This window comes from Nocardia sp. NPDC055053, from assembly GCF_053608285.1.
Window position 1 is genome coordinate 258,953 of record NZ_JBSGVD010000001.1, and the last position, 23,694, is coordinate 282,646.

Annotated in this window: 25 protein-coding genes, 1 tRNA gene and 1 pseudogene; 10 read left to right on the top strand and 17 right to left on the bottom strand. The window is 68.7% G+C overall.

The annotated features are described in order from the left end of the window. Positions 1-28: 28 nt before the first annotated feature. Complete coding sequence (locus ACWF82_RS01085) at positions 29-352, top strand: hypothetical protein (RefSeq protein WP_452496702.1); 324 nt, start codon at positions 29-31, stop codon at positions 350-352. 83 nt (positions 353-435) lie between these two features. Further along, the gene (locus tag ACWF82_RS01090) at positions 436-1,410 is read left to right on the top strand and encodes a cation diffusion facilitator family transporter (RefSeq protein WP_452496704.1); all 975 of its coding nucleotides are present in this window, start codon (positions 436-438) and stop codon (positions 1,408-1,410) included. Between the two features lie 499 nt (positions 1,411-1,909). On the opposite strand, the gene ACWF82_RS01095 is transcribed toward ACWF82_RS01090, so the two are convergent. Both ACWF82_RS01095 and ACWF82_RS01100 read right to left on the bottom strand, forming a co-directional pair. After that, positions 1,910-3,202: a lipase family protein gene (locus ACWF82_RS01095; protein WP_452496706.1), complete on the bottom strand. Its 1,293-nt coding sequence runs from the start codon at positions 3,200-3,202 to the stop codon at positions 1,910-1,912. Then, positions 3,199-4,359 (bottom strand): esterase/lipase family protein, encoded by a 1,161-nt coding sequence (locus tag ACWF82_RS01100; RefSeq protein ID WP_452496708.1) that lies wholly within the window; start codon positions 4,357-4,359, stop codon positions 3,199-3,201. The genes ACWF82_RS01095 and ACWF82_RS01100 overlap by 4 nt, the downstream gene beginning before the upstream one ends. A gap of 191 nt (positions 4,360-4,550) precedes the next feature. On the opposite strand from ACWF82_RS01100, the gene ACWF82_RS01105 reads away from it, so the two are divergent. Beyond that, complete coding sequence (locus ACWF82_RS01105; protein WP_452496710.1) at positions 4,551-5,798, top strand: PucR family transcriptional regulator; 1,248 nt, start codon at positions 4,551-4,553, stop codon at positions 5,796-5,798. 106 nt (positions 5,799-5,904) lie between these two features. Continuing rightward, positions 5,905-6,405 carry a DoxX family protein gene (locus tag ACWF82_RS01110; RefSeq protein WP_189027109.1) on the top strand — a complete coding sequence of 167 codons (501 nt, stop codon included), beginning with the start codon at positions 5,905-5,907 and terminating at the stop codon, positions 6,403-6,405. Between the two features lie 91 nt (positions 6,406-6,496). Here the strand turns inward: ACWF82_RS01110 and ACWF82_RS01115 are convergent. From ACWF82_RS01115 to ACWF82_RS01125, 3 genes and pseudogenes are all read right to left on the bottom strand, one after another. Beyond that, positions 6,497-6,823, bottom strand: a pseudogene (locus ACWF82_RS01115) (transglycosylase family protein); the annotation flags it as partial. 365 nt (positions 6,824-7,188) lie between these two features. Then, positions 7,189-7,893 carry a flavodoxin family protein gene (locus ACWF82_RS01120; protein WP_452496712.1) on the bottom strand — a complete coding sequence of 235 codons (705 nt, stop codon included), beginning with the start codon at positions 7,891-7,893 and terminating at the stop codon, positions 7,189-7,191. Between the two features lie 68 nt (positions 7,894-7,961). Then, on the bottom strand, positions 7,962-8,594 hold the full coding sequence (locus ACWF82_RS01125) for a response regulator (protein ID WP_452496714.1): 633 nt from the start codon (positions 8,592-8,594) through the stop codon (positions 7,962-7,964). 82 nt (positions 8,595-8,676) lie between these two features. Here ACWF82_RS01125 and ACWF82_RS01130 point away from each other — a divergent pair, with 82 nt between their 5' ends. Beyond that, a complete protein-coding gene (locus ACWF82_RS01130) occupies positions 8,677-9,228 on the top strand; it encodes a hypothetical protein (protein WP_452496716.1) in 552 nt (183 codons plus the stop codon). 6 nt (positions 9,229-9,234) lie between these two features. On the opposite strand, the gene ACWF82_RS01135 is transcribed toward ACWF82_RS01130, so the two are convergent. Further along, positions 9,235-10,404 carry a sensor histidine kinase gene (locus tag ACWF82_RS01135; protein ID WP_452496718.1) on the bottom strand — a complete coding sequence of 390 codons (1,170 nt, stop codon included), beginning with the start codon at positions 10,402-10,404 and terminating at the stop codon, positions 9,235-9,237. 216 nt (positions 10,405-10,620) lie between these two features. Between ACWF82_RS01135 and ACWF82_RS01140 the strand changes: the two genes are divergently transcribed. Continuing rightward, a complete protein-coding gene (locus ACWF82_RS01140; RefSeq protein WP_379308016.1) occupies positions 10,621-11,181 on the top strand; it encodes a GlcG/HbpS family heme-binding protein in 561 nt (186 codons plus the stop codon). 59 nt (positions 11,182-11,240) lie between these two features. Here the strand turns inward: ACWF82_RS01140 and ACWF82_RS01145 are convergent, their stop codons facing one another. Beyond that, positions 11,241-11,618, bottom strand: coding sequence for a hypothetical protein (locus ACWF82_RS01145; RefSeq protein WP_452496720.1), 378 nt, complete (start codon positions 11,616-11,618; stop codon positions 11,241-11,243). Positions 11,619-11,821: 203 nt separating this feature from the next. Between ACWF82_RS01145 and ACWF82_RS01150 the strand changes: the two genes are divergently transcribed. Further along, positions 11,822-12,808 (top strand): AraC family transcriptional regulator ligand-binding domain-containing protein, encoded by a 987-nt coding sequence (locus ACWF82_RS01150; protein ID WP_452496722.1) that lies wholly within the window; start codon positions 11,822-11,824, stop codon positions 12,806-12,808. Here the strand turns inward: ACWF82_RS01150 and ACWF82_RS01155 are convergent. From ACWF82_RS01155 to ACWF82_RS01170, 4 genes are read right to left on the bottom strand one after another with little or no spacing between them, the layout of a single operon-like run. Further along, on the bottom strand, positions 12,798-13,223 hold the full coding sequence (locus tag ACWF82_RS01155) for a hypothetical protein (protein ID WP_452496724.1): 426 nt from the start codon (positions 13,221-13,223) through the stop codon (positions 12,798-12,800). The genes ACWF82_RS01150 and ACWF82_RS01155 overlap by 11 nt on opposite strands. A gap of 48 nt (positions 13,224-13,271) precedes the next feature. Then, on the bottom strand, positions 13,272-14,228 hold the full coding sequence (locus tag ACWF82_RS01160; RefSeq protein WP_452496726.1) for a DNA polymerase domain-containing protein: 957 nt from the start codon (positions 14,226-14,228) through the stop codon (positions 13,272-13,274). A 31-nt stretch (positions 14,229-14,259) separates the two neighbouring features. After that, on the bottom strand, positions 14,260-15,426 hold the full coding sequence (locus ACWF82_RS01165) for a hemerythrin domain-containing protein (protein ID WP_452496728.1): 1,167 nt from the start codon (positions 15,424-15,426) through the stop codon (positions 14,260-14,262). After that, positions 15,392-16,057 (bottom strand): TetR/AcrR family transcriptional regulator, encoded by a 666-nt coding sequence (locus tag ACWF82_RS01170; protein WP_452496730.1) that lies wholly within the window; start codon positions 16,055-16,057, stop codon positions 15,392-15,394. Before ACWF82_RS01170 ends, ACWF82_RS01165 begins: the two co-directional genes overlap by 35 nt. Before the next feature lie 163 nt (positions 16,058-16,220). Here ACWF82_RS01170 and ACWF82_RS01175 point away from each other — a divergent pair. The 3 genes from ACWF82_RS01175 to ACWF82_RS01185 all read left to right on the top strand — a co-directional run bounded on the left by ACWF82_RS01175 (position 16,221) and on the right by ACWF82_RS01185 (position 18,175). Then, positions 16,221-16,293, top strand: a tRNA-Glu gene (locus ACWF82_RS01175). A 113-nt stretch (positions 16,294-16,406) separates the two neighbouring features. Continuing rightward, entirely contained in the window at positions 16,407-17,012 is a 606-nt protein-coding gene (locus ACWF82_RS01180; RefSeq protein ID WP_452496732.1) for a QsdR family transcriptional regulator, read from the top strand. Positions 17,013-17,029: 17 nt separating this feature from the next. Next, complete coding sequence (locus ACWF82_RS01185) at positions 17,030-18,175, top strand: acyl-CoA dehydrogenase family protein (protein WP_452496734.1); 1,146 nt, start codon at positions 17,030-17,032, stop codon at positions 18,173-18,175. A gap of 128 nt (positions 18,176-18,303) precedes the next feature. On the opposite strand, the gene ACWF82_RS01190 is transcribed toward ACWF82_RS01185, so the two are convergent. Genes ACWF82_RS01190 through ACWF82_RS01215 form a run of 6 tightly spaced genes read right to left on the bottom strand, consistent with a single transcriptional unit; the run spans position 18,304 to position 23,610 of the window. Beyond that, on the bottom strand, positions 18,304-19,524 hold the full coding sequence (locus ACWF82_RS01190; RefSeq protein WP_452496736.1) for a cytochrome P450 family protein: 1,221 nt from the start codon (positions 19,522-19,524) through the stop codon (positions 18,304-18,306). 2 nt (positions 19,525-19,526) lie between these two features. Continuing rightward, complete coding sequence (locus ACWF82_RS01195; RefSeq protein ID WP_452496738.1) at positions 19,527-20,780, bottom strand: cytochrome P450; 1,254 nt, start codon at positions 20,778-20,780, stop codon at positions 19,527-19,529. Further along, the gene (locus ACWF82_RS01200) at positions 20,777-21,391 is read right to left on the bottom strand and encodes a GTP-binding protein (RefSeq protein ID WP_452496739.1); all 615 of its coding nucleotides are present in this window, start codon (positions 21,389-21,391) and stop codon (positions 20,777-20,779) included. Before ACWF82_RS01200 ends, ACWF82_RS01195 begins: the two co-directional genes overlap by 4 nt. Further along, positions 21,372-21,716, bottom strand: coding sequence for a DUF742 domain-containing protein (locus ACWF82_RS01205; RefSeq protein WP_189027050.1), 345 nt, complete (start codon positions 21,714-21,716; stop codon positions 21,372-21,374). The genes ACWF82_RS01200 and ACWF82_RS01205 overlap by 20 nt, the downstream gene beginning before the upstream one ends. After that, positions 21,713-22,123, bottom strand: coding sequence for a roadblock/LC7 domain-containing protein (locus ACWF82_RS01210; RefSeq protein WP_452496741.1), 411 nt, complete (start codon positions 22,121-22,123; stop codon positions 21,713-21,715). Before ACWF82_RS01210 ends, ACWF82_RS01205 begins: the two co-directional genes overlap by 4 nt. Further along, positions 22,120-23,610, bottom strand: coding sequence for a sensor histidine kinase (locus ACWF82_RS01215; RefSeq protein ID WP_452496743.1), 1,491 nt, complete (start codon positions 23,608-23,610; stop codon positions 22,120-22,122). The genes ACWF82_RS01210 and ACWF82_RS01215 overlap by 4 nt, the downstream gene beginning before the upstream one ends. Between the last annotated feature and the right edge of the window lie 84 nt (positions 23,611-23,694).

Below are 23,694 nucleotides of genomic sequence, written 5' to 3' on the forward strand. Positions count from 1 at the left end.
ACGACAATCGCGGCGAGGAGCGAAAACCGTGGACATCCATGCATATCCGACCGACGCGCAGACGCCGGTCGACCGGGCCGAGGCCACCCGCATCGCGGCCGACCACCTGCCCCCGATTCCGGACACCGATCGCCATATCGTCGAATTCACCGGCGGTTTCGTGGTTTTCGCGGTGCGGCCGGCGCACGCGCCGCCGGATCGGCCGCTGCCGGTCGGCGGTTCGGTGCACGTCATCGACAAGGCGACCGGCGCGGTGTCCTATTGGCCGACCTATCCCTGCGGGGTGATCGCCGACCGGTACGAGAACGCCCGGGTGGTCGTCGACGACGAGTGGCCGGACGAGGAGACTTAGGCTGGAGACCAAGAACGAATTGCATACATAGCGATGTGTGCATATGATTGCGACCGATCGAACCGCAGGGAGAGGTGAACGTGATGGGCGCAGGACATGGGCACGACCACGGGGTGTCGGCCGACAGCGACAAGCGCTGGCTGGCCGGCGCATTGGCGGTGATCGTCACCTTCCTGATCGGCGAGGTGATCGTCGGCATCGTGGCCGATTCGCTGGCCCTGCTCTCCGACGCGGCGCACATGACCACCGACGCCGCCTCCATCGCGCTGGCGCTGGTGGCGATCCGGCTCGCGGCGCGACCGGCGACCGGCCGGATGACGTTCGGCTGGAAGCGGGTGGAGATCCTGTCGGCCCAGGCCAACGGGCTGACCCTGCTGCTGCTGGCACTGTGGCTCGGCTACGAGGCGATCCGCAGACTGTTCGAGCCGCCGGAGGTGCACGGCACGCTGGTGCTGGTCACCGCACTGATCGGCATCGCGGTCAATGTCCTGGCGACCTGGATGATCAGTCGCGCCGACCGGACCAGCCTCAATATCGAGGGCGCCTACCAGCACATCCTCAACGACCTGTTCGCCTTCATCGCGACCGCGGCGGCGGGCCTTGTCATCATCCTCACCGGCTGGGTGCAGGCCGACGTGGTCGCCACGTTGATCGTGGTCGCGCTGATGATCAAGGCGGGCATCGGGCTGATCCGCGCGTCGAGCCGCATCTTCCTGGAGGCCGCGCCCGATTACCTCGATCCCACGCAGGTCGGTCGCGACATGGCCGCCCGCGACGGCGTGACCGAGGTGCACGACCTGCACATCTGGGAGATCACCTCCGGCGACCCCGCCCTGTCGGCGCATGTGCTCGTGCGGCCGGGGCACGACTGCCACGCGGTCCGCGAGGACATCGCGCACATGCTCGACCACGAACACCACATCGGGCACGTCACCCTGCAGGTCGACCACGCCAGGCCGCAGGTCATCGGAATCGGCACCGCGGACGACGACAACCACTGCGCCGAGGCACACGGCCCCAAGCACGTGTCGGCCGGGCACGCGCCGCACACGCACTGAACCGCAGACGAGGGAAGGCCCCACACCTGGACAGGTGCGGGGCCTTCTCGTCGGTCACGCGTCAGGGCGGACCCGGTCGTTTCATCGACCCAGGGGGCTTGCTCAGCCGCCGAAGGAGCCGGTCCACAGGGTGTTGACCAGGCCGTTCAGGGCGGCGCCGAGGGTGTCGAAGAGGCCGTTCAGGGCGGCGCTACCGGTGTCGATGATAACGGGGATCATAATAATTCCTCTGTTTCTCGCATAGGCCCAGCCGGAGCTGGCTTACAGAGGGCGTATCGACACCCGAACGCCGCGAGTTACGGAATTCCGGAATTCGTGATCGTCGTAACAATTGATTCCGCAAACCTATTACTACCTGCGGTTATGCCCCAAATACCGCATGTTTCTGAGGGGAATATGAGAACTCTGTGAGAGTCATGTTGCGCCATTCGATAAGTCAGAATTTCCAATGCCCCAGGAAATAGGGGCACCGGAACGATAACGGGACATATGGTTCCACCTATTTCTCGGCACCGCGGATCGGCCGGCCGCCGAGCATCAGGGCGACGAGACCGAGGAGGTCGAGGTGTGCGCGCACGGCCGCGGCGCTGCGGGCGACGGAGGCGACCGTGGTGGTTCCCGACATCGCCGGACGACCGGCGAAGCGATCGGCGAGCCAGGCGAGCACAACCGGAACCACGAGGAACTCCAGCGGCAGATGGGAGCCGCGGCGCACCCGCAGGTACTCGACGACGGCGCCCGCGGCCCGATAACGCTGGACGTGGGCGTCGATGTCGGCGACCGCGATCACCTCGTCGCGCACGCCCTGCACCACCAGCATCGGCGCGGACGGGGCACGGGTGCCCGGTTCGATGTCGGTGAGGATGCGGCGCAGCGCTGGCTCGGCCAGCAGCCCGGCCATGCCACCACGCAGGTGCCGGGCGACGTCGCGGCGGGCGAAGCGCCACAGCAGGGCGAAGGTGGTGCGCTGTTCGGCCTCGCCGAGCAGGCCGCGGTAGCGGGCATCGAGGTGGTCGTGCAGGACCGGATCGAGCTCCGGGTAGGCACGACGCAGGCCGGCGACGAAGGCCGCGGGGAACCCGGCGAACCAGCCACCGTTGAGGCGGACGAACGCGGCGGCCGGGTCACCGACCGGCGACCCGGCCGCCGCGCCGACGATGGTCAGCTCGGGCGCGTACTCGGCCGCCAGTTCCGCGGCCCACGCCGTCGCCAGCCCGCCGCCCGAATACCCCCACAGGGCGACCTGAGTCGTCGGGGTGAGGCCGAGCGGGGCGAAGCCGAGCGCGGCCCTGACCCCGTCCAGCGCCCGGTACCCGGGCTCGCGCGCCGCGCCGAACCGGCCGCCCAGACCTTCGTGATCGGGCACCGACACCGCCCAGCCCTGCCGCAACGCCATCGCGATGATCGGCAGCTCGAGCGGCGCGATGGACCCGGTGGTCTTCGCGCCGTGCCGCAGAGCGTAGGACGGAAAGCATTGGGGCGCGACGGCATCGATGGCGCACTGGAAGGAGACCAGCGGACGCGGATGCGACGGGTCGGCGCCCCATGGCAGCAGCACCGTGGTGACCGCCAGCTCGGGCTCGCCGTCGAGATCGCAGGTGCGGTACAGCAGCTGCCAGGCCGCGATCCGCTGCCGCACCAGCCCGAACAGGGCCAGCTCCACCGGACGCGTCCGCACCACCGCCCCCGGCGCGAGCGACTCGACGTCCGGTGGTGCGGCGTAGAACGGGTCGTCGGGCGGTAGCAGCGGAGTGGTGCTCCAGACCGTCAGCGCCAGGGCGTCGATGGTCATAGACTGCCGCCGCCACCGAAGAACCAGGGGTTGAACGTGCAAGCCACAGTGGGACTGCCTTCCGGATCGAGGGCACGCAGCGCGATCGAGGTGGCGCGCGGCGAATACATCATGGTCAGGTGGTCGGAAACGTCCTGCTCACAGCCGTCCTGCAGGGCGATGTTCTCGACGGTCGCGTCCGGCCCTGCCCGCAGGAAGGCGAGATCGATGGGATTCATCACCTCGTCGTAGCGGGAAGCGACCACGGTGTAGGCGACGCCGGGCACCGTGTCACCGGTGGCGTTGAGGGTGGTGTAGAACGGCGAGCCGATGGCCTGCTCGACATTGGAGGCGCCGATGATCGGCCGGTAGAAGCCGAGGATGTCGATGCCCGCGTTGTTGATCATGCGGCCGAGGGTGGCGAGGCCGAGCAGCGCGGTGCCGTGGTGGGTGGCGCCGAGGCTGACCAGCTTGTTGACCTTGCCCTGGCCGCCCTCGAACTTCAGGTAGTGATTGGCGACGGTGCCGCCCTGGGAGTGGCCGACGATGTCGACCTGGTCGGACCCGGTGGCCGCGCGCACGCGCTCGATGAACGCGGCGACCTGGCGCGAGGAGTCGGCCATCGGGCCGACGCCGTAGCGGCCAGGCAGCACGGCGCCGAGGCCGCCGCCCTCGAGCAGCGCGGACTTGCCGAAGTTCAGGGTGAACACGCAGTACCCGGCCTTCGCCAGGCGCGGCGAGAGGTAGGAGAAGGTGTCGTAGGCGTTGAGCCAGGTGCCGTGCAGCAGCACGACCGGACGCGGATGCTGCGCGGTCGGCTTGCAGTCCCAGCGGTTGGCGCCGGGCGGCGCGGCGTCGGGGTGCAGCAATCCGTAGGCGAAGGCGGGCAGGTAGGCCGACATCTCGGGGCCTTCACCGACCGCGTCGGAGGAACGGCTGCCCGACGAGCCCGAGCTGCTGCCCGAGGCGCTGCCGGTGTCGGCGATGGCGGTGGGGCGGCGGCCGTCGGCGGCCGTGGTCATCGTGGCGTCCAGGTAGCCGGCCAGCGAGGCGATGGTCGGTTCCAGCGTGGGTTCCGCGGCGGCGGGGCCGCTCCCTAGAACCGAGGCCGCGGTCAGGCCCGCGGCGATAGCGAGTCCGCACAGGGTGCGGCGCACGGGATGCGTCGTTGCAAACATGAAGTCACTTCCGTCGAACCGCGCCGGCCAGCGGTGGCTCGGACGCGCTCTGCGAATCTATGACCGGCGCCACATCGCTGTCACTACACGGTGCACCGAGAAAACGCGCGGGAGCTTGGCGCGAGAACCAAGTTCTGTTTGTTTTCGATGGGACTGCCCCCTCGCGCCCTGTTCTCGGACACAATCGGGTCATGCTCGCCGAACACCCCGTTTCCGCACCACCCGCTTTGACCGCTCGACTCCTGACGCGCTGGCCCCAGATCGCCGAGCGCATGCTCGCCGACGGCCTCGGCGCGACCGCTCCCGCCGAACTGCCCCCCGGCCACTTCACCGCCGAGGTCCTGCCGACCATCTACGCGTGCGGACGGGCCGTGCTCGAGGCGATCGCCGCCGAGCGGGAGTTCACCCAGGCCGACGTGGCCGCGTTCGTCGCGCCCGTCGCCGAGCGGCACGCCGAGGACCGGCTGCCGCTGCCCATGCTGATCGGCGCGATCCACGGATCGGCGCAATCGGTGCTGGCCGAGGCGTCGGCGCTGGCCGAGCCGACGGAGATGGACGACCTGGTCCTGGTCGGCAGCAGGCTGCTCGACCTGCTGCGCCATATCAACATGACCGTCGTCGAGACCTACACCGAGGTCGAGCAGTCGATCTACCACGCCGAGCGCGAGGCCAGGCGGGAACTGTGTTCGGCGCTGGTGCGCGGCCTGCCCGCCGAGGAACTCGCCGCACGCGCCGACACCGTTCTCGCCGACCAGTACACGGTGCTCGCGATCCGCCTCAGCGAGCCGGCGCGCACCGGCAGCGCGGCCAACCTGGTGACCCGGCGCCGGATCCGGGTGCTGCAGCGCGCGCTGGACGAACTCACCGGAACCACCACCCCGGCCACCTTCGACGGCGCGAACGGTATCGCGTTGCTGAGCCGCGGTTCCGAGACCGATGCCCTCGACGCGCAGCGCTTCGACAACCTCGCCGCGCGGCTGGCCGCGCAGTTCGGGGTGCCGGTGTATCTGGCCGAGTTCTCCGGTGTCAGCCGCGACGGCATCCCGGCCGCGGCGAAGGACGCTGCCGAGCTGACCGAGCTGGCGCGGCTGCGCGGCAGGCCGGGCGGCTGCTACCGCCTCGACGACCTGCTGCTCGAGTACCAGCTCACCCGGCCAGGCCCGGCGCGCGAACGCCTGGCACAACGGGTGATTCCGCTGCTCGGCAGTCCGCACCTGGTCGAGGCATTGGAAGCGCACCTGCGGCACGGCGCCGACCGCAAAACCGCCTCACGCCGTATTCACGTGCACCCCAACACCTTCACCTACCGGCTGCGCCGGATCGCCGATCTCACCGGCCTCGACCCGGCCGACCCCACGGATTCCCGGATGCTGGCCGCCGCGCTGACCGTGCACCGGCTCGACTCGGCGCAGCGGCCCGGCGAGGAGCAGCAGGCCTGACCGATCCGCCGTCGGCGAACTCGCCGGGCCCTGACCTGTGACTTTCGGTCTCTACACTGGATCGGCGGCCCGCCTACCTGCGCAACAGCAACGGAAAGGATTCGCCATGACGACGACAACGACGACCACACCCACGGATGCGGGACTGCTGGTCCTGCGTCTCGGCGTCGGCGCGACCATGGCCGCGCACGGCACCCAGAAACTGTTCGGCTGGTTCGACGGCGCCGGCTTGTCCGGCACCGAGAAGTTCGTGGCCGCGAGCGGCTATCCGATGGCCGAGTCCTTCGCGGTAGTGCTCGCACTGAGCGAAACCCTCGGGGGCGTCGGCCTGATTCTCGGACTGTTCACCCCGCTGGCAGCGGCGGCGATCCTGGGCACGATGCTCAACGCGATGTCGGTGAAATGGGGCAGCTTCTTCGCACCCAAGGGTGTCGAATACGAGGTGATCCTGGCGGTGGCCGCGACCAGCCTGGCCCTCACCGGGGCAGGCGGTTTCGCCCTCGACCGGTTCGTCCCCGGGCTGCGCAACTACAAACTCAGCTACGGCTTGGCGGCTATTGCGCTCGCGCTGATCACGGCGGGAATCGTGCTGCTCATCCGAAATTGAAAAACAACGAAAAAACCCGCTATTCGACGTGTGCATCGAATAGCGGGTATTCCGTTTCCCGACAAGGAAAGTCTGACTACAGCGCGCTTTACAGGTAGGCGCTGCACACCGGCCAGGCGCCGGGACCCTGCGCGGCCAGCACGTTCTCGGCGACGCGGATCTGCTCCTCGCGGCTGGCGTTGTCGGCGGTGCCTGCGCCACCGTAGGCTTCCCAGGTGCTCTGCGAGAACTGCAGGCCGCCGTAGTAGCCGTTACCGGTGTTGATGTTCCAGTTGCCCGTGCTCTCGCACTGCGCCACGGCATCCCAGTTGTTCGCCGAGGCGGTAGCGGTGGTCAGACCGGCCGGAACGGCGATCATCGCGCCGGCGACAGCGGCGAAACCAAGGGCACGAGTGGTGAACTTGCGATTGAAAGACATAAGATTTCCTGCCTGCGCCCACCGGCTCGGTGATGGAAACTACCGCGTCCCTGCCCCTCAGGAATGTCGGGGATCCTCGAATCGCGGGGCAGGCTTTCCGGTGTTCTGCGATTCGATTCGGCTCGGGTTGTTGTTCAAGCCGTGACCGAATGTAGCCGGAATTCGAGCTGAGATCACGCCCCGATCACGAGGGCATCTGTAGCAGCCATTGCCCAAAGGAACAGTGTTCCCCGCAGGTCGTCCGTGACAAATTCGTAATCACATTACTGTCGTTATCCCGCCGTAATGTGACCGGGATCACTCGGCTATAGAGGCCTGGGTCACGTTTCGTTCCCGGCAATTCGGGCATCGATGGCCCGCAGGGGTCAGCGGTAGTCAGGGTTCTCGAAGCCGAATCGGCAGCCCGCGTCCCATGCCGAGCGCTGGTTGCCGTGCGCGGGGATGCCGTTCGCATCGCGCAACATCCTGGCCATATGCAGGAGATTCCAGGTCATGAAGGTGGTGTTGCGGTTGGTGAAGTCGTTCTCCGGACCGCCCGACCCCGGCTCGAGATAGGACGGGCCCGGCCCCGCCTCGCCGATCCAGCCCGCGTCGGCCTGCGGCGGAATGGTGTAGCCCAGGTGCTGGAGGCTGTAGAGGATGTTCATCGCGCAGTGCTTGAGCCCGTCCTCGTTGCCGGTGATCACGCAGCCGCCGACCTTGCCGTAATAGGCGTACTGACCCGCCGCGTTGAGCAGGTGCGAGTTGCCGTAGAGGCGTTCGATCACCCGCTTGGTGACCGAACTGTTGTCGCCGAGCCAGATCGGTCCCGCGATCACCAGGATGTCGGCGGCCATCACCTGTTCCTGCAGTGCGGGCCAGGCGTCGGTAGCCCAGCCGTGCTCGGTCATGTCGGGCCAGACGCCGGTGGCGATGTCGTGGTCGACCGCGCGGATGTGCGAGACGGCGACGCCGTTCTCGGCCATGATGTGCGCGCTGACGTCGATGAGGCCCTGCGTATTGCTCGGTTCGGGCGAGCGCTTGAGCGTGCAGTTGACGAACAGGGCCGACAGGTCGTCATAGGTCGCCATGGCCGTGACGTTACGTCCGCGATGTCACGCCCGAGGGCGCAGCGGCGACACAGCACGATGTCGCGGGCTCAGGCGAGCAGCCGCTTCTCCGTCGCCACCGCGACCGCCGCCGCGCGGGTGTCGACGCCGAGCTTGTCGTAGATCCGGCCCAGATGCGTCTTCACCGTGGCCTCGCTGATGTGCAGCGCGCGGGCGATCTCGCGATTGCCGAGACCCTGGGCGAGCTGGCCGAGGATGTCGCGTTCGCGGGCGGTGAGGGTGGGTCCGGGATTGCGCATCTTGGCCATCACCTTGGCGGCGACCGGCGCGGACAGCGCGGTCTGCCCGCTCGCGGCGGCGTGGATGGCGGCGAACAACTCCTCGGGCCGCTCGGCCTTGAGCAGATAGCCGGTGGCGCCCGCTTCGATGGCGCGGGTGATGTCGGCGTCGGTGTCGTAGGTGGTGAGGACCAGGACATGCGGGGTGGGCGCGGGCTGCGCGGTGATCCGCCGGGTCGCCTCGACGCCGTCCATCGCACTTCCCAGCTGCAGATCCATCAGCACCACATCCGGGCGCAGGCTCGCCGCGAGCGAGACCGCCGCCGGGCCGTCCGCCGCCTCCCCGATCACCTCGATATCGGGCGCGCTCGACAGCAGCGCGCGCAGTCCGGCGCGGACCACCGCGTGATCGTCGCAGATCAGTAGGCGTACGACGGGATTCACAAGTGCCGATGCTAGCGCGCACTCCGCCCCGGCACAGCGTTCCCCATTGCGCACAGTGTGCGGTAGTCGTACAGTGTTCGACATGGCGAACAACGTGCGAAACGAGCAGGGCGAGCAGCGAGCGGCCGGCGCACCCGGCCCGATCGCGGCGTTCGCGCGGTTCGTGGTCTGCGGCGGCGGTCTCGGGCTCGCGTCGAGCGTGACGGTCGCGCAGCTGGCCGGGGCCATGCCGTGGGCGATCGCGAACGCCGTCGTCACGGTCGCGTCGACGGTCCTCGGCACGGTGCTGCACGCACTGATCACCTTCGGCGGGCGCACGCTGCCGGGGTGGCGCGAGCATCTGCAGTCGGCCGGATCGGCGGCGGCCGCCTACGCGGTGACCAGCGCCGCGATGTTCGTCCTGTTCGCTGTGCAGGCGGCGCCAGGGGCTATTACCGAGCAGGTCGTGTATCTGTCGGCGTCGGGGCTCGCCGGGATCGGACGGTTCCTCGTCCTGCGCACGGTCGTCTTCGCCGAGGCGCGCACGATCGCCGCTTCGCCCGCGTCAGCAGCGCTGAGGATGCGCCCGAGCACGGCCCGGCTGTCGCTCCCGGCTCCCCGCCCACACCGGTACTGGGTGCCGGCAGCGGCGTAGGAAGGTTCAGCCGACGACCAGCGGAATGGCGACCGACAGCACGGTCCCGTCCCCCGGCGCGGATTCGATCGCGCAGGTCCCGCCGAGCTGACGCACTCTCGCCCGGATCGCGGGCAGCCCGTGTCCGCGATGCTCGGCCGGATCGTCCAGGTCATCGGGATCGAAGCCGCGGCCGTCGTCGGCCACATCGAGGACGATCTGATCCTCGAGGCTGGTCAGCGTGATGATCGCGGCCGATGCCCGCGCGTGCTCGCGGACATTGGCGAGCGCGCCCTGGGCCACGCGCAGCAAGGTCGCCTCGACCCGCTGCGGCAGCGGTCCAGGGGTGCCTTCCAGATGACAGCGCACCGTCAGCGTGTCGGAGGTCTCCCGTTCCGCGAGCGCGGTCAGCGCGGCCCCGAGCGAACCGCCCGCCGCTAGGTCGGCAGGCGCGAGGTCGTGGACGAACCGCCGGGCCTCGGTCAGATCACGTTCGGCGATCTCGGCGGCCGAGCGCAGATGGGTGCGGGCCAGCGCCGGATCGGAGTCCCACACCAGGTCGGCGGCCTGCAACAGCATGCGCTGGCTCGACAACCCCTGGGCGAGGGTGTCGTGGATTTCCATGGCGAGGCGTTCGCGTTCGGCGAGCGTGCCTTCGCGGCGTTCGGTCTCGGCCAGTTCCTGCCTGGTGCGCACCAGGTCGTCGATGAGCGCGGCCTGCTGCTCGGTCTGGCGGCGCATGCCGACGAACAGCACCGTCGTCACCGCGGCGACCGCGGGCGGGGCGAGCACCAGATTCGGATCCAGCCACCCGGCTATTCGCACCTGACTGAACACCACGAGCGCGGTGAGCACGACGACCAACGTCACCGCGACCCGCACCGACAGAATCCGCAGTCCGGTGTACACCAGCGGCACCGCGCACCAGGCGAAACTGGGCGCCAGCACCACCAGCACCGACCAGGTCGCCACGAGCAGCGCGAACCACACCACCCGATGCGAATGCCGCAGCTCGCTCATCGCGTACAGCACCGCGAGCAGCAGTGCGAGGGCGACGACCAGCGGCGTCGAGCGGGTTTCGCTGTGCCGGATCAGCCAGCGCATGAGCGACGCGGCGAGCAGTACGTAGAACGTGCTGTAGACGATGACAGCGAGCAGCCGCGTATCGTCGTTCCGGTCGCCGAGCGTGTTGCGCACCGGTACCTCCCGTCCACGTCCTGCTGGGCAAACTCCCCCATTCTCCCCCGCTGACCGGCTGTCCCGGGTCAACCGATCGGTTGACCCCGGTGTCGCCCGATCCGGCCGGAGAAGTACAGCCACTTCACCGATTCGCCGGACGCGCCGGGCGAACAGGATGGATATCAACAGGCCACGGCGCAGCGCCGGCAGGCCGAGATCCATACAGGAGCAGCCATGACCGCCAAGTCCAGCACCCGCAACCGCCTCATCATCGCCGGCGCCACCGCCGGTGTCGTCGCTGCCGGTGTGGTCGGCGTCGTGACCGTCCAGGCCCAGGACCAGGACCCGGCCACCCGCACCCCGGTCGTGGCGAATGCCGCCGACGCCAACCTGACCCAGAGCACCCACCTGTCGATCGCCGCGGCCACCAAGGCCGCGCAGACCGCCCTCGACGCGGCGGCCAAGGAGAACCAGCGGGTCAGCGTCGCGGTCGTCGACCGCAACGGCAATGTCATCGTCACCCTGCGCGGCGACGGCGCGGGCCCGCAGTCCTACGACGCCGCCCAGCAGAAGGCCTTCACCGCCGTCTCCTGGAACGCCCCTACCACCGAACTGACCAAGCGCCTCGAGTCCGCCCCGCACCTGGCCGACATCGACGGCACCCTGTTCCTCGGCGGCGGCGCCCCCGTCAAGGCCAACGGCGCCCCGATCGCGGGCATCGGCGTTGCGGGCGCCCCCAGCGGCGACCTGGACGAAAAGTTCGCCCAGGCCGGCGTCGCCTCCCTCGCCAAGTAGTCACCACGCGAACGGCCCGATGACCTCCCGGCGGTCATCGGGCCGTCGCCGTGTGCCCACTACCCCTGCCAGCGTCCCCAATCCCGTTGCGCGTGCAGCGCGGCAGGATCGATGACACCCCAGATCCGGATCTCGAATCGATACTCCCCTGGCTGCGGTTCGAGGACCCCTTCCACCGCGCGCACCCCCGGTGTCGGTGCGTACACCGGGCGCAGCCCGAGCGCACCGGCCCATTGATCGACCACCAAACCCGGGTGCTGCGGAAGGTGGCTACCGGCCTGCCCTTCGACCGACAGCACCGCCTCCATGTCCTCGTCGCTCGTCACCGACGGCGCGACAAACCAATTCAACGGCAGCAACCCACGCGCTCGGCCGAGGTCGTTGAGATGAACGGCGACAGCAGCTTCGATCGCCGTACTCAGCTGAGACAAATCCATGACACAGATATAGCGTGCCGACCCCGCCACCGCATGGTGTCGAGCTTCCGTACCAGCTGCTCTCCCGCGCGAGCAGCGCTGGGCGAATCCGCCTTTCGCTTTCGCCGCGATTCGGTCTGGGTGATGATGGAGCCCGCCTTCGAACAATGCGTAACGTCACCGCGACCGGTCCGCGGATCGGCACGCTGCCACGAGGAGACGTCATGGCTACCGACCAGAGTTTGCTGCACCGTTTCGTCATCTCCCAGCTCGACGCCGCCGGGCTCGATCGTGCGCAGCTGATACGGGACGCCGGGGTCCCGGATTGGTCGATGACCGGTGACGACGTGCACTTACCCAGCGCGGTGTTCTCCCGGCTGTGGGAGATCGGCGAACATCGCCTCGGCCCTGACGTCGCCCTGCAGGTCGCCCGTCGCTACGAGCTGTCCAGTCTGGGCCTGTACGACTACCTGTTCGCCTCCGCGCCGACATTGGGCGCCGGACTGGCCACCTGCGGGCCCCACATCACCGCGGTCACCACCAACCACCGGTTCGACCTCATCGCCGAAACGGAGAACGAATCCACCCTCTACCTCGAGATGCTCGACGGCGAAGGACGTGGACGGGATCACACCCAACTGTGGGGTCTGTCGGCCGTCCTGAGCCGCGCCCGCCGGGTCGTCGAGGAACCCTTGAACCCGGTGCGCGTCTCGCTGCGCCAGGCCGCTCCCCCGGATGTCGACAGCTTCCGCGACGTATTCGGTTCCGCCACGCTGGAATTCGAGGCCCCCACCGACTCGATGACTTTCCGCGCCGCGGACCTGGACTTGCCCTTGACCACCGCCGATCCGGTCCTGGCCGCGGTCCTGCGGCCACTGGCCGCCGCGCTGCCACCCCCGCCGACTCTCGCCTCCGCCTGGCCCGAACGGGTGGCCGCCGCGGTGGACGAGGCCATCGAGGCAGGGGAGGTCTCCCTGACCAGTGTCGCCCGGATCCTCACCGTCAGCCCTCGGACCCTGCAGCGACGACTGACCGAGGCGGGCACGACCTGGCGGGCCGAACTGGACCGGGCTCGCAGCGCCCGGTTGTCCCGAGCCGTGTCGCTCAGCGGCCCCAGGCAGGCCGAACTCCTCGGCTACTCCGATGCGGGCTCGTTGCGCCGGGCGGCCCGGCGCTGGTCCGCCCATCCGGCACGGAACCTCACGTCCTGAGATAGGTCGAGGCGATCCGCCAGAACATTTCCCGCTCCATCAAGTGGAACTCCCACCCATCGGTGATGTCCCGGAACGCGGTCACGATCCCGGCGACGTCGAAGTCGTCCCGGGTCGCGGTTCCCTTCGCCTCCAGCGCGGAAATCACATACGCGGTGGCACTCTCCCTCGTAACCGACACCGCATGCTCCCCTCGTTCGCACCACACGAACCGTAAGTCTCGAATTCCATCGAGGACGAGACAAGGACAGAATGCGCCAACCTCATGCCGAACGCGCCAACCTCGCCGCCCCTTCCCTGCTGCGGGCAGTTGAGCCAGCGAAGCATTCACCAGCCGGATCGTCTCACCCGGATCGCGGCTCCGAAGTCCGTGGCCGACACCGAGCCCGGTCACTGCCAGCAGCGCGAAGCCCACAGCCACCGAAATGCCGATGTGAGTGGCGGCGAGTCGCCATTTTCCAAGTCATTCAGTCGCCCGCTTCGCCCGAGCGCGACGTTTGCCCTCGTGCATGGCCTGCACCCTTGCGATCGGGATCGTATGTCCCTCCGCGATCAGATCCTCCGGAAGCGCTTGTGGGGCAGGCATTTCGGTCATCCAGGGATCACTGTCACCGAGCAGGTTGGGCACACTGCGCAGGGTGAAGTCGGCCGGGGTGACATCGTCGATATCGTTCCAGCGCAACGGAAACGACACCGGGACGCGAGGCCGGATACGCGGGCTGTATGCCGCGATGACGGTGGCACCGCCCGCCCGGGTGGAATCGAGGAAGACCTTGCCGTTGCGGTCTTCCTTGATGAACGCGGTGGTGCCGACGGACGGATCGATCCGCTCGGCGCGCGCCGCGATCGCCCTGGTCGCCGCAGCCGCGTCCTCGATCGCGATCCCCGGCTCCACCGGCACGAACACGTGTAAACCCTTGGCGCCACTGGTCTTCACCGCACCGTCGAGCCCGTCGGCGGTGAGCGCGGCCCGGATCAGGTGGGCACCCGCCGCGGCGTCGCGGAAGGTTTGTCCCGGCGACGGATCGAGATCGAGCACCAGATGCGTCGGCCCGGCACTGTGATCGACCGGCAACAAGGTCGGGTGGTACTCCACCGCACGCTGATTGCCGAACCACAACAGCGTCCGCTCGTCATTACCCAGCGCGTAGGTGACCTCCCGATGCGAACTCTCCGCCCACACCGTCACCCGTGGCACCCACTCCGGCGTGTACTTGGGCAGATTCTTCTGCATGAACGGTTCCTGCCCCGGCCGCACCCGCACCACCGACAACGGCCGATCCCGCAGCACCCGAACCAGCCGCTCCCCCGCGAACTCGAGATAGTCGGCCAGGTCCCGCTTGGTCGCCTCGGCCCCGTCGAACAACGCCTGATCGAGATTCGACATCTCGACCCCACCCCGCACCTCTTTGCCGGTCATCGCCCCACCTTCCCCCCGCCACCCGGGCAGGTCAACCACCAGGGCATTCACCGTGCCCGCTCGCCGCTTCGGCGAGGCGGGCCAGGCGGGTGAGGTCGGCGTGCAAGGCGGTTCGGCGGTCGTGGTGGGCTGGGGTGGACAGCCAGACCAGGCGGTCGAACCAGATCGGCATGGCGAGGACGCGGTAGGTCTGCGCGATGCGGGTGCCGGAGTCGGTGGGCTCGAGGGTGTAGCGCCATTCGGTGTGGTCGCCGTAGATGCCGCCGTGGGTGGTCCAGGCCAGTTCGCTGGGTGCCCGCAGGACGGTGATCGTGCAGGCGCGGCTCCAGCGCATGACGCCGGATTTGCTCTCGCCGGTAAATCGCGCGCCCACCGCCGGGCCGGTGGCGCCGTCGAGCCATCGCGCGCGACGGCATTCGTGGCTCCATTCCCCGACCCGGGTGACATCGGTGAGGATGTTCCACACGGCGCGCGGTGCGGCCGAGGTCATGGCCTCCTGACGTCCGCCCAATGTTGTTTTCAGCGCAGTGAATTCGCGGGTGCGCCACCGGCGGAAGGCTTGCCGCCGGTACCGGTGGATCATGAGGTGGAGAATGATCCAGCGCGGGAGCGCGGGGACCAGCTCGGTGATCGCCTGACGGTCCGCGCCGTCGAGGCCGTCGAGAATGAACAATCCCTGATCGGACAACTCGAGCGAGCCGAGCGGTTTCACGTTGTACTCGTCGTCCCAGCGGCGCCATTCGGCGTCGCTGATCGTGTCCGAGACGATCGGCATCATCTCGCTTTCCTCGCGTTCGAGGTGCGGAAACAGCAGCGCCCGCAATTCGTCCAGCGCCGCGATCAGTTGCTCGCGCGCGTCCGCGGAGTTCCGGTAGGCGGCGGCCGCCGACCTCAGCGCCGTCATCGCGGGCAGGATGGATCGGTGGTCGGCGTCCATCCGATCCAGCAGTGGCCGTGCGGCGAGATTGCGGGCGCGCACGACCGGATAGAGGTGCTCGTCCTCGGATTCGTGGTGGTGGTGCAGGAAATCCATCAGCCAGACGAGATGGCCGGCCACGGCCCGGCGTTGCTCGTCGAACGGGTACGGCCATTCGGCCAGGACTGACCTGGCCCGCTCGAGGTCACGTCGCATCGCGGTATGCACGATGCCCATGACGCGGGTGTCAGCGGGGCCGGTCGGGTCGGTGTCGGTGGTCATGATCGCGCTCCTCGTGGAGGTCGAGCAGCCGTATCACCATGGCGGCCGCCCAGTCCTGATACTGCTCGTGTGTCCATCCGGATCGGTCGGTCAGCAACAGATACATCTCGTTGCTGAAGATGCCTTGGATCCCGTCTGCCTCGATCTCGGTCAGCGACCTGCCCGCGGCCGCAGACACCAGCGCTGTGCGTGAAATCCGTTCGTCCGCACGGCATTTCGTGTCGAGCTCGCGCAGCTCGGCATGGCCTTCGGCCGCGATGTCGAGCGCGCGGCGCAGGCGTGCGGTGCGCCGGTAGATCGATGCCGCCACCGCGGCGAGTTCGGAGGCACGCTCGGCGAGCGGCCTGCCGCTCTCGATGTCGAACCAGGGCCGGTCGGCCAGTGACAGCACCGCGTCGTCGCCGACGACCGCGCGGTCGAGGACGGCCTTCAGCAAGGCCGCCTTGTTGCCGATCCTCGCGTAGATCGTTTCCACCGAGCATCCCGCCGCCTGCGCGATGTCACGCATCGAGGTGCCCTCCCAGCCGCGTTCGACGAAGAACCGGCTCGCCACCTCGAACACCGCCTGGCGGGTTCGCGCCGCCATGTCCTGGCGTAGCGAAGAGTCGTATCGACGAGAAGCACCGCTCACCCACCCATTGTGGAACGCGCATGTATTGAATACAAGCATGTTTGCCACCGCTAACATCCTCGACCTATCCGAGGAAAAAGGCGGTCACCAGCCGTTTTGGTCGATTGCCTGGTCGTCGGCTATCGTATGTTCCGCGCGGTTCACGCAGGTGAACTGTGGTTCTGGCCCCGTCGTCTAGCGGCCTAGGACGCCGCCCTCTCAAGGCGGTAGCGCGGGTTCAAATCCCGTCGGGGCTACAACGAACTCCCCGGTCATCGCGACCGGGGAGTTTTTTTGTACCCTCGGTGCGACATATTGACAGATGTTGCATCCTCCATACACTGAGGGAGATGTTGCACCGGGAGGTGACGTGACCGAGCAGACCACACTGGGCCAGCGCCTGGCGGATATCGCCGCCCGCCCCGACGTGATCACCGCGTTCAAGGCAGCGCGAACCGGGTTCCTGGCCGGCCGCAGGCTGGAGATGAAGGAACTCGCCGACGAGCTCGGCGTCAACCGGGCCACCCTGTTCCGCTGGGTCGGCGGCCGCGACGAGCTGCTGGCCGAGGTGATCTGGTCGGTGGCCGAACCGACCCTGCGCCGCGCCGTCGCGGCCGCGCCCGGACACGGCGCACGCCGGATCGCCACGGTCCTCGGCGATTTCGCCCAGGCCGTCAACACCTCCGACGCCTTCCGCCAATTCCTGCGCCGCGAACCCGAACGCGCGCTGCGACTGCTCACCACCAGGGCAGGCTCGGTGCAGCGACGCTTCGTCGCCGTCATCGCCGACCTGCTCACCGAGGAGATCTCGGCGGGCACCCTCGATCCGCCGCTGCCGGTGCCCGAACTGGCACTGCTGCTGGCGCGGATCACCGAGACCTTCATCTACGCCGACGTCATCAGCGGCGAGGAACCCGACGCGGCCAAGGTCGTCCAGGCGTCGCTGGTTCTGCTGGGCGAACGGCCCGGACAGTAGAACACGAAAGGAAACCCATGCAGCGCACCATCTACACCGAGGACCACGAGGCCTTCCGCGCCTCGGTCGCCGAATTCGTCAAGCGCTCGATCGAGCCCAACGCCGAACGCTTCGCCGAAGAGCGCGCGATCGACCGTGAGACCTGGCTGGCCGCAGGCGAACTCGGCTACCTCGGGCTCGGTGTGCCGGAGGAGTTCGGCGGCAGCGACGCGGGCGACTACCGGTTCAACGCGGTGCTCGGCGAAGAACTCGCCAAAGCCGGTGCGGCACTGTCGTCTTCGTTCGGCATCCACTACGACGTGTGCGCGCCCTACCTGGTGGAGCTGACCACCGACGAGCAGAAGCGGCGCTGGCTGCCCAAGTTCTGCACCGGCGAGATCGTCACCGCGATCGGCATGACCGAGCCGTCGGGCGGCTCCGACCTGGCCGCGCTCAAGACCACCGCGGTCCGCGACGGCGACGACTGGATCATCAACGGCTCGAAGACGTTCATCACCAACGGTTTCAACGCCGACCTGGTGATCGTCGCCGCCCGCACCAGCCCGGAGAAGAAGGCCAAGGGCATCACGCTGTTCGCGGTGGAGAACGGCATGGACGGCTTCACCCGCGGCCGCAAGCTCGACAAGGTCGGCCAGCCCGAATCCGACACCGCCGAACTGTTCTTCGACAATGTCCGGGTCCCCGACGCCAACCGGATCGGCGAGGTCGACCGCGGCTTCATCGCGATGATGGAGCGCCTGCCGCAGGAACGCATCGGCGCCGCGATCTCCAATATCGCGCACGCCGAGGCGATTCTGGCCGAGACCCTCGCTTACGCCAAGGAGCGCAAGGCGTTCGGGCAGCAGATCGGCAGCTTCCAGTACAACAAGTTCCTCTTCGCCGAGCTGGTCACGAAAATCGAAGTGACGCAGGCGTTCGTCGATCAGGGCGTGGCCGCCCACGCCGAGGGCAAGCTCTCCGCGGTCGACGCCGCGAAGGCCAAGTGGTGGTCGGCGCAGATCCAGAACGACGTGCTCGACGCGTGTGTGCAGCTGCACGGCGGCTACGGCTACATGCGCGAGTACCGCGTCGCGCGGGCGTGGATGGACGCCAGGGTCACCAAGATCTGGGCGGGCTCCAACGAGATCATGAAGGAGCTCATCGGCCGCGATCTGGGCCTGTAGCAACGCCGCCGATCCCGGCGGGCCCGGAGGCGGTAGCGGAGCGTGACCACGCAGGGCCCTCGGGGGTCGGCGCCATGAGGTAGAGCGTCGCGCCCGGCTTAAGACCACCGGGCGCGACGCGACGCCGGTCAGTTCAGGATGATCGGCAACGCGGCCAGATCGTTCTGCGTGAGGACAGGCAAGTTGCCGAGCTCACTGTCGGGCACGGCCAGCCGCAGATCGGGGAACCGGGCGAACAGCGCGGGCAGCGCGATCGCGGCTTCCAGCCGGGACAGGGCGGCGCCGGGGCAGATGTGCGGGCCGTAGCCGAAGGCCAAGTGGCGGTTGGCGGTGGGACGGGTCACGTCGAACTCGTCGGCGGTCTCACCGTGCACGGCGGTGTCGCGGCCGATGGCACGGTAGGACATCACCACGCCCTCGCCCTTGGCGATCACGGTGTCACCGACGGTGATGTCCTCGGTGGCGAAGCGCATCAGCAGGTGCGAGACCGGGCCGTCCCAGCGCAGCGATTCCTCGATGACCTGCTTCCAGTCCACATCGCCGGCAAGGACTTTCGCCAGCTGCTCGGGTTCGCCCAGCAGTGCGCGCACGGTGTTGACGATCAAGCTCACGGTGGTCTCGTGCCCGGCGGCGACGAGGGCCTTGATATTGCCGATCGCCTCCTCCTCGGTGAGCGGCTCGCCACCCTCGTCGGCCACGATGAACGCCGAGGTGAGATCGTCACCCGGGTTCGCGATCTTCTGCTTGACCTGCTCGGTGAAGTACACGTCGAGCTCGCCGATCACGCGCAGCCGCTCGTCCTGCGGTGTCATCACCGAGAAGAACTTCTTGTACCACTCGAGCAGCTGGGGGTGGTCCTCGCGCTCGACACCCATCAGCTCGCCGACCACGCGCATCGGCAGCGGGTAGGCGAAGACCGACTTCAGGTCAACCGGCGCGCCGTCGGCGCCGGCGGCCGCGAGATCGTCGAGCAGTTCGAGGGTGAGCCGCTCGATCACCGGGCGCATCTCCTCGAGCCGCCGCGGCGCCAGGGCCTGGGCGGTCTTGAGCCGCAGCCTGCGGTGCTCGGCGCCGTCGACGTTGAACATGGAGCGGTCGACATCGACCATGCCGATCAGCGGCCACTGGTTGGTGACCACGCCGTCGGTCCACAGCTTCCACGCGTGGATGTCCTTGACCAGGCGGGAGTCGGTCGTCAGCTGACGGGCGATCGCGTGGTCGGTGACGGTCCAGGCGGGCACGCCGAGCAGGTCGATCCGGGCGAGCGGACCTTCGGCGCGTAGTCGGGCGGTCTCTCCGTTGAGGTCACCGACCATGGGATCGATGGCGAAAGGGCACTGGGAACTCACGACTAACCTCCGACAGGTCTAACTGGTGTGAAACGTACGGGCAGTGCGGTCATGCCCCGAAGGAAAGCCGAAGGTCGCCGGGTGAGTTGGTCGGCGGGGACAGCCAGGTCGACATCGGGGAGCCGGTCGAGCAGCACCTCGATCCCGGTCCTTGCGATGATCTCGGCGATCTGCTGCGCCGGGAAGGGGCAGCGGTATTCGCCGTAACTGAACGCGAAGTGCGCGTTGTTGCCGGTCGGCACCGTGTCACCGTCGGTGAACGACTGGCGGATGTGCGGGTCGAGATTGGCCGCGGCCAGGCCGAGCAGCAGCATGTCGCCGGCCCGGATGGTCTGATCGGCCAGGCGGGTGTCGCGCGCGGCCCACCGCCCGGCCAGGATCGAGGTCGGGCCCTCTTCCCAGAGCACCTCGTTCATGGCCTGGCCGACGCTGCGCCTGCCGCCACCGAGGGCCGCGGAGAAGCGATCATCGGTGAGCATCAGCCGCATGGAGCTGCCGAGCCAGTCGGCGGTGGTGAGGTGACCGGCGGCGGTGATCGCCATCAGGTCGTTGGTGTACTCCTCGTCGGTGAACGGCTCGAGATCGGCCAGCATCAGCGACACCAGATCGCCTGCGGGCCTTGCCTTCTTGGCCGCGAGCAGCCGCGCCATGTGTTCACCGAAGCGCATGTGCCCGGCTTGGGCGTCCGCGCCGCCGTCGGCGAGGGTCTTCATCGTCAACGCGAGGTCGGCGGCGTCGGTGTCGGGCAGGCCGAGGATGCGGCCCAGCGCCAGCACCGGCAGCGGTTCGGCGAACTCGGCGATCAGGTCGGCGCTGCCGCGACCGCAGAAGTTGTCGACCAGCCGGTCCGCGAGTTCCTCACAGGCACGGCGCAATTCGTAGTGATCCACCGCGTCGAGAGCCGGTTCCACCATCGCGAGGTGCCTGCGGTGCTCGGCGCCGGCGGTGAAGTAGATCGAGGGCATTGGCTGTCCGACCATCGGCAGCAACGGCCAATCCGGTGGCACCCGGCCCCACTGGTTCCACAGCGACACATCGCGCGGGAACAGCAGCGGATCGCTGGTCACCTGATGCAGTTCGCGGTAGCCGATGATCAGCCAGGCGGGGAAACCGCCGGGCAGTTCGACCGCGACCACCGGACCGTGATCGCGGCGCATCCGGCGGTAGACCTCGTGCGGTTCGATGTGGAATTCGGGACCGCTCAGCGGCACCGCGCCGGTGATCGGGCAGGCACCGGTGCCGGTGGGTGTGCTCATGAGACCGTCTCCCCGTGCGGAACAGCGGAATACAGGTGTTCGACCAACGCGATCAGCACCTGTTTGCTCGATTCGCGCGAGCGCGCGTCACACATCAGCAGCGGCACCGCGGGGTCGAGGTCGAGCGCGTCGCGCACGTCCTGCGGTGCGTGCGAGGCACCGAAGTCGTTGCAGGCCACCACGAACGGGGTGCCCTGGTGTTCGAGCCGGTCGATCGCGTACCAGGAGTCGCTGATCCGGCGCTGGTCGACCAGCACGATCGCGCCGAGCGCGCCGGTGAACAGCCGGTCCCACAGGAACCAGAACCGTTGCTGCCCCGGCGCGCCGAACAGATACAGCACATGTTCGTCGTCGAGGGTGATCCGGCCGAAGTCGAAGGCGACGGTGGTCGTCGACTTGCCCGGCACGCCGGTGGCGTCGTCGATCCCGACACCGACGTCGGTCATCGTCGCCTCGGTGTCCAGCGGCCTGATCTCGCTCACCGATTGCACCAATGTCGTTTTGCCGACACCGAATCCACCGATGACCACGATCTTCAACCCGTGCTTCGCCGTGCTGTGCAGCGGCGCGCGGGACCGCTCGGGCGCGATATCAGAGCTTGCGAAGTCCAACGAGCACCTTCTCGAGGGTGGAGGCATCCAGCGACATCGCCGCCGACAGCGGCGGCCGAACGGTGATCTTGCCCGCGTGCAGCAGATCGGCGAGCAGAACCGTGGCGACCCCGACCGGCAGGCGCAGTTCCGCCGCGATCTCCACGACCGCCGTCGGCGCCCGGCACATGTCCAGGATCGCCACCTGCTCCGAGGTCATGCCCGCCGACGGCGCCGATTCGCTGACCACCAGGGTCACCAGGTCGAAATCCTCGGTGGCCGGGGCGCGCCCGCCGGTCAGCGTGTAGAACCGGTCGGGATCGTCGTCACGGCCCGCCCTGGTCAATTCGGCACTCCGCGTCTCGGCTGGGCAGCCATATGCTCGCCGAGCTGTTCGACCAGTTCGTGCATGGTGTGCCCGACCAGGCCCGCGTCCGCGTCCTCGGCCGCCACCACCGCTAAGTGCGCGCCGCTGCCCGCCTCGACCACGAACAGGATGCCGCCGTAGAACTCGGTCATCGACTGGCGGACTCCGCCACGCCCGTCACCGAACTCGACGGAAGCCCCGTGCGACAGGCTCTGGAAGCCGGCGGCGATCGCGGCCAGCTGATCGGCGCGGTCCACGTCGAGTTCCGGTGTGTGGCAGATCTTGAGACCGTCGCCGGACAGCAGCAGTGCGTGCCGGGTACGTGGGGTGCGGGCGAGCAGCTTCTCGAGCAGCCAGCCGAGGTTCGCTGCGGCGGTGGTGGTCATCGGTCCTCCATGGGGTCGGGAGCAGTGGCGGCGCTGCCTGATCGGTGGCCTGACTGGTGCGGCCCACGGCCGGGGGCGGACCGCTGGAACGCGCCGAGAGCAGCCGGCTTCGTCGGTGCGGGTTCGGCGGCCTGCGTGGTGGTCAGGCCTTCGGGGTGGACTTTGGCCAGGGTGTCGCCCCTGCGCCGTTTGGGCAATGCGGGTGAGGTGGACACCGCGGGCGGGGCAGCGTCGGCGCCGGCCTGGCGGGCGTGCTGACCGATGGTCTCGGTCCATCCGAGCTCGGTGGTCTCGGTGGGCCGTGTGTGCTGTGGGCGTGGCGTCGGTGTGTCGAACTGGCTCAGGGTGCCGAGCTGGGTGTCGGCGCGACGCGGGGTCGGCGCGGACAGCTGGGTGCCGCCACGGCTGCGGCTTTCTGCGCGGGCGGTGAGTTCGCGCGGGACAACGACGACGACGGCGGTACCGCCGATCGCCGACGGCCGGTACGACACGGTGAGGTCGTGTTTGCGCGCCAGGTTGCCGACCACCGCGAGGCCGAGCCGCGTCCCCGACAGCGAAGCCAGGTCGGCACCCTTGCCCTTGTGGTCGCGGCCGCTGACGGCGGCCTCGGCGCGGCGCAGCGCGGAGTCGCTCATCACGAGTCCGCTGTCCTCGATCGTGATCACCACGCCCGCTGGCACTTCCGCGGCGTAGACGTGCACCTCGGTGGTGGGCGGGGAGAAGTTGCAGGCGTTGTCGAGCAGTTCGGCGAGGCTGTGCATGACGCCTTCGGCGGCGTGCCCGGCGATGCCGACCTCGGCGACGGCCCGCAGCCGCACGCGCTGGTAGCCGGCCACCCGGCCCATCGCGCCGCGCAGGATCGATTCCATCGCGATCGGTTTCGCCCACCGGCGACCGGTGCGGGCGCCGCTGAGCACCGCGATGCTGTCGGCGAGCCTGCCCGTCTGCGCGGTGCGGTGGTCGATATGGAGCAGGTCGGTGAGCACCCGCGGGTCGGCGTGCCGGTGTTCCATCTCGCGCAGTTCGGCCAGCATGCTGGTGGTCATGGCCTGGATGCGGCCCGCGGCACCGGCGAAGGCGGCCAGCGCGGCGGCGCCGCGGCGACCGTTCTCCTGGGCTTCCCAGGCGTAGTGGGTGGCGTGTTCCTGGGCCTGCGCGATCCGCTGACTCGCCTCGGCGACGGTCGCGGCGAGCTGCTGTTCAGCCCGCTGGGCTGTGTCCTTCGCGGCATTGGCCCTGGCCCGCTCCCGCAGCGCGACGAACACTGCGGGACAAGCGATCAGCGCTACAGCGAGCGCGGCGGCGAGTACCGGGATGCCGACAGCGGGTGGCGCGTAGATCGCGGTCACGAAGGCGATCACCACGACCACCACTCCGGCGCCGAGTACCACGTAACCGGCAGGCCCCGCGCTCGCCCCGCGCCCGGTATCCTCCCCCGGCGATGCAGCCGCCTGCTGCACGATCGACCCGACTTCCGCAGTACTCACAGGCCCCCAACCACCAATCGTCAAACCAAACACGCAGCACAGCAGCCCGTTTCGATATCGGAGGCGAGCATATCGAGCCCTCGC

Coding starts and splice junctions, on each gene's coding strand:
- ACWF82_RS01090 (WP_452496704.1), top strand. CDS start 436: ATGGGCGCAGGACATGGGCACGACCACGGGGTGTCGGCCGACAGCGAC.
- ACWF82_RS01095 (WP_452496706.1), bottom strand. CDS start 3,202: ATGACCATCGACGCCCTGGCGCTGACGGTCTGGAGCACCACTCCGCTG.
- ACWF82_RS01100 (WP_452496708.1), bottom strand. CDS start 4,359: ATGTTTGCAACGACGCATCCCGTGCGCCGCACCCTGTGCGGACTCGCT.
- ACWF82_RS01105 (WP_452496710.1), top strand. CDS start 4,551: ATGCTCGCCGAACACCCCGTTTCCGCACCACCCGCTTTGACCGCTCGA.
- ACWF82_RS01110 (WP_189027109.1), top strand. CDS start 5,905: ATGACGACGACAACGACGACCACACCCACGGATGCGGGACTGCTGGTC.
- ACWF82_RS01120 (WP_452496712.1), bottom strand. CDS start 7,893: ATGGCGACCTATGACGACCTGTCGGCCCTGTTCGTCAACTGCACGCTC.
- ACWF82_RS01130 (WP_452496716.1), top strand. CDS start 8,677: ATGGCGAACAACGTGCGAAACGAGCAGGGCGAGCAGCGAGCGGCCGGC.
- ACWF82_RS01140 (WP_379308016.1), top strand. CDS start 10,621: ATGACCGCCAAGTCCAGCACCCGCAACCGCCTCATCATCGCCGGCGCC.
- ACWF82_RS01145 (WP_452496720.1), bottom strand. CDS start 11,618: ATGGATTTGTCTCAGCTGAGTACGGCGATCGAAGCTGCTGTCGCCGTT.
- ACWF82_RS01150 (WP_452496722.1), top strand. CDS start 11,822: ATGGCTACCGACCAGAGTTTGCTGCACCGTTTCGTCATCTCCCAGCTC.
- ACWF82_RS01160 (WP_452496726.1), bottom strand. CDS start 14,228: ATGACCGGCAAAGAGGTGCGGGGTGGGGTCGAGATGTCGAATCTCGAT.
- ACWF82_RS01165 (WP_452496728.1), bottom strand. CDS start 15,426: ATGACCACCGACACCGACCCGACCGGCCCCGCTGACACCCGCGTCATG.
- ACWF82_RS01185 (WP_452496734.1), top strand. CDS start 17,030: ATGCAGCGCACCATCTACACCGAGGACCACGAGGCCTTCCGCGCCTCG.
- ACWF82_RS01195 (WP_452496738.1), bottom strand. CDS start 20,780: ATGAGCACACCCACCGGCACCGGTGCCTGCCCGATCACCGGCGCGGTG.
- ACWF82_RS01210 (WP_452496741.1), bottom strand. CDS start 22,123: ATGACCACCACCGCCGCAGCGAACCTCGGCTGGCTGCTCGAGAAGCTG.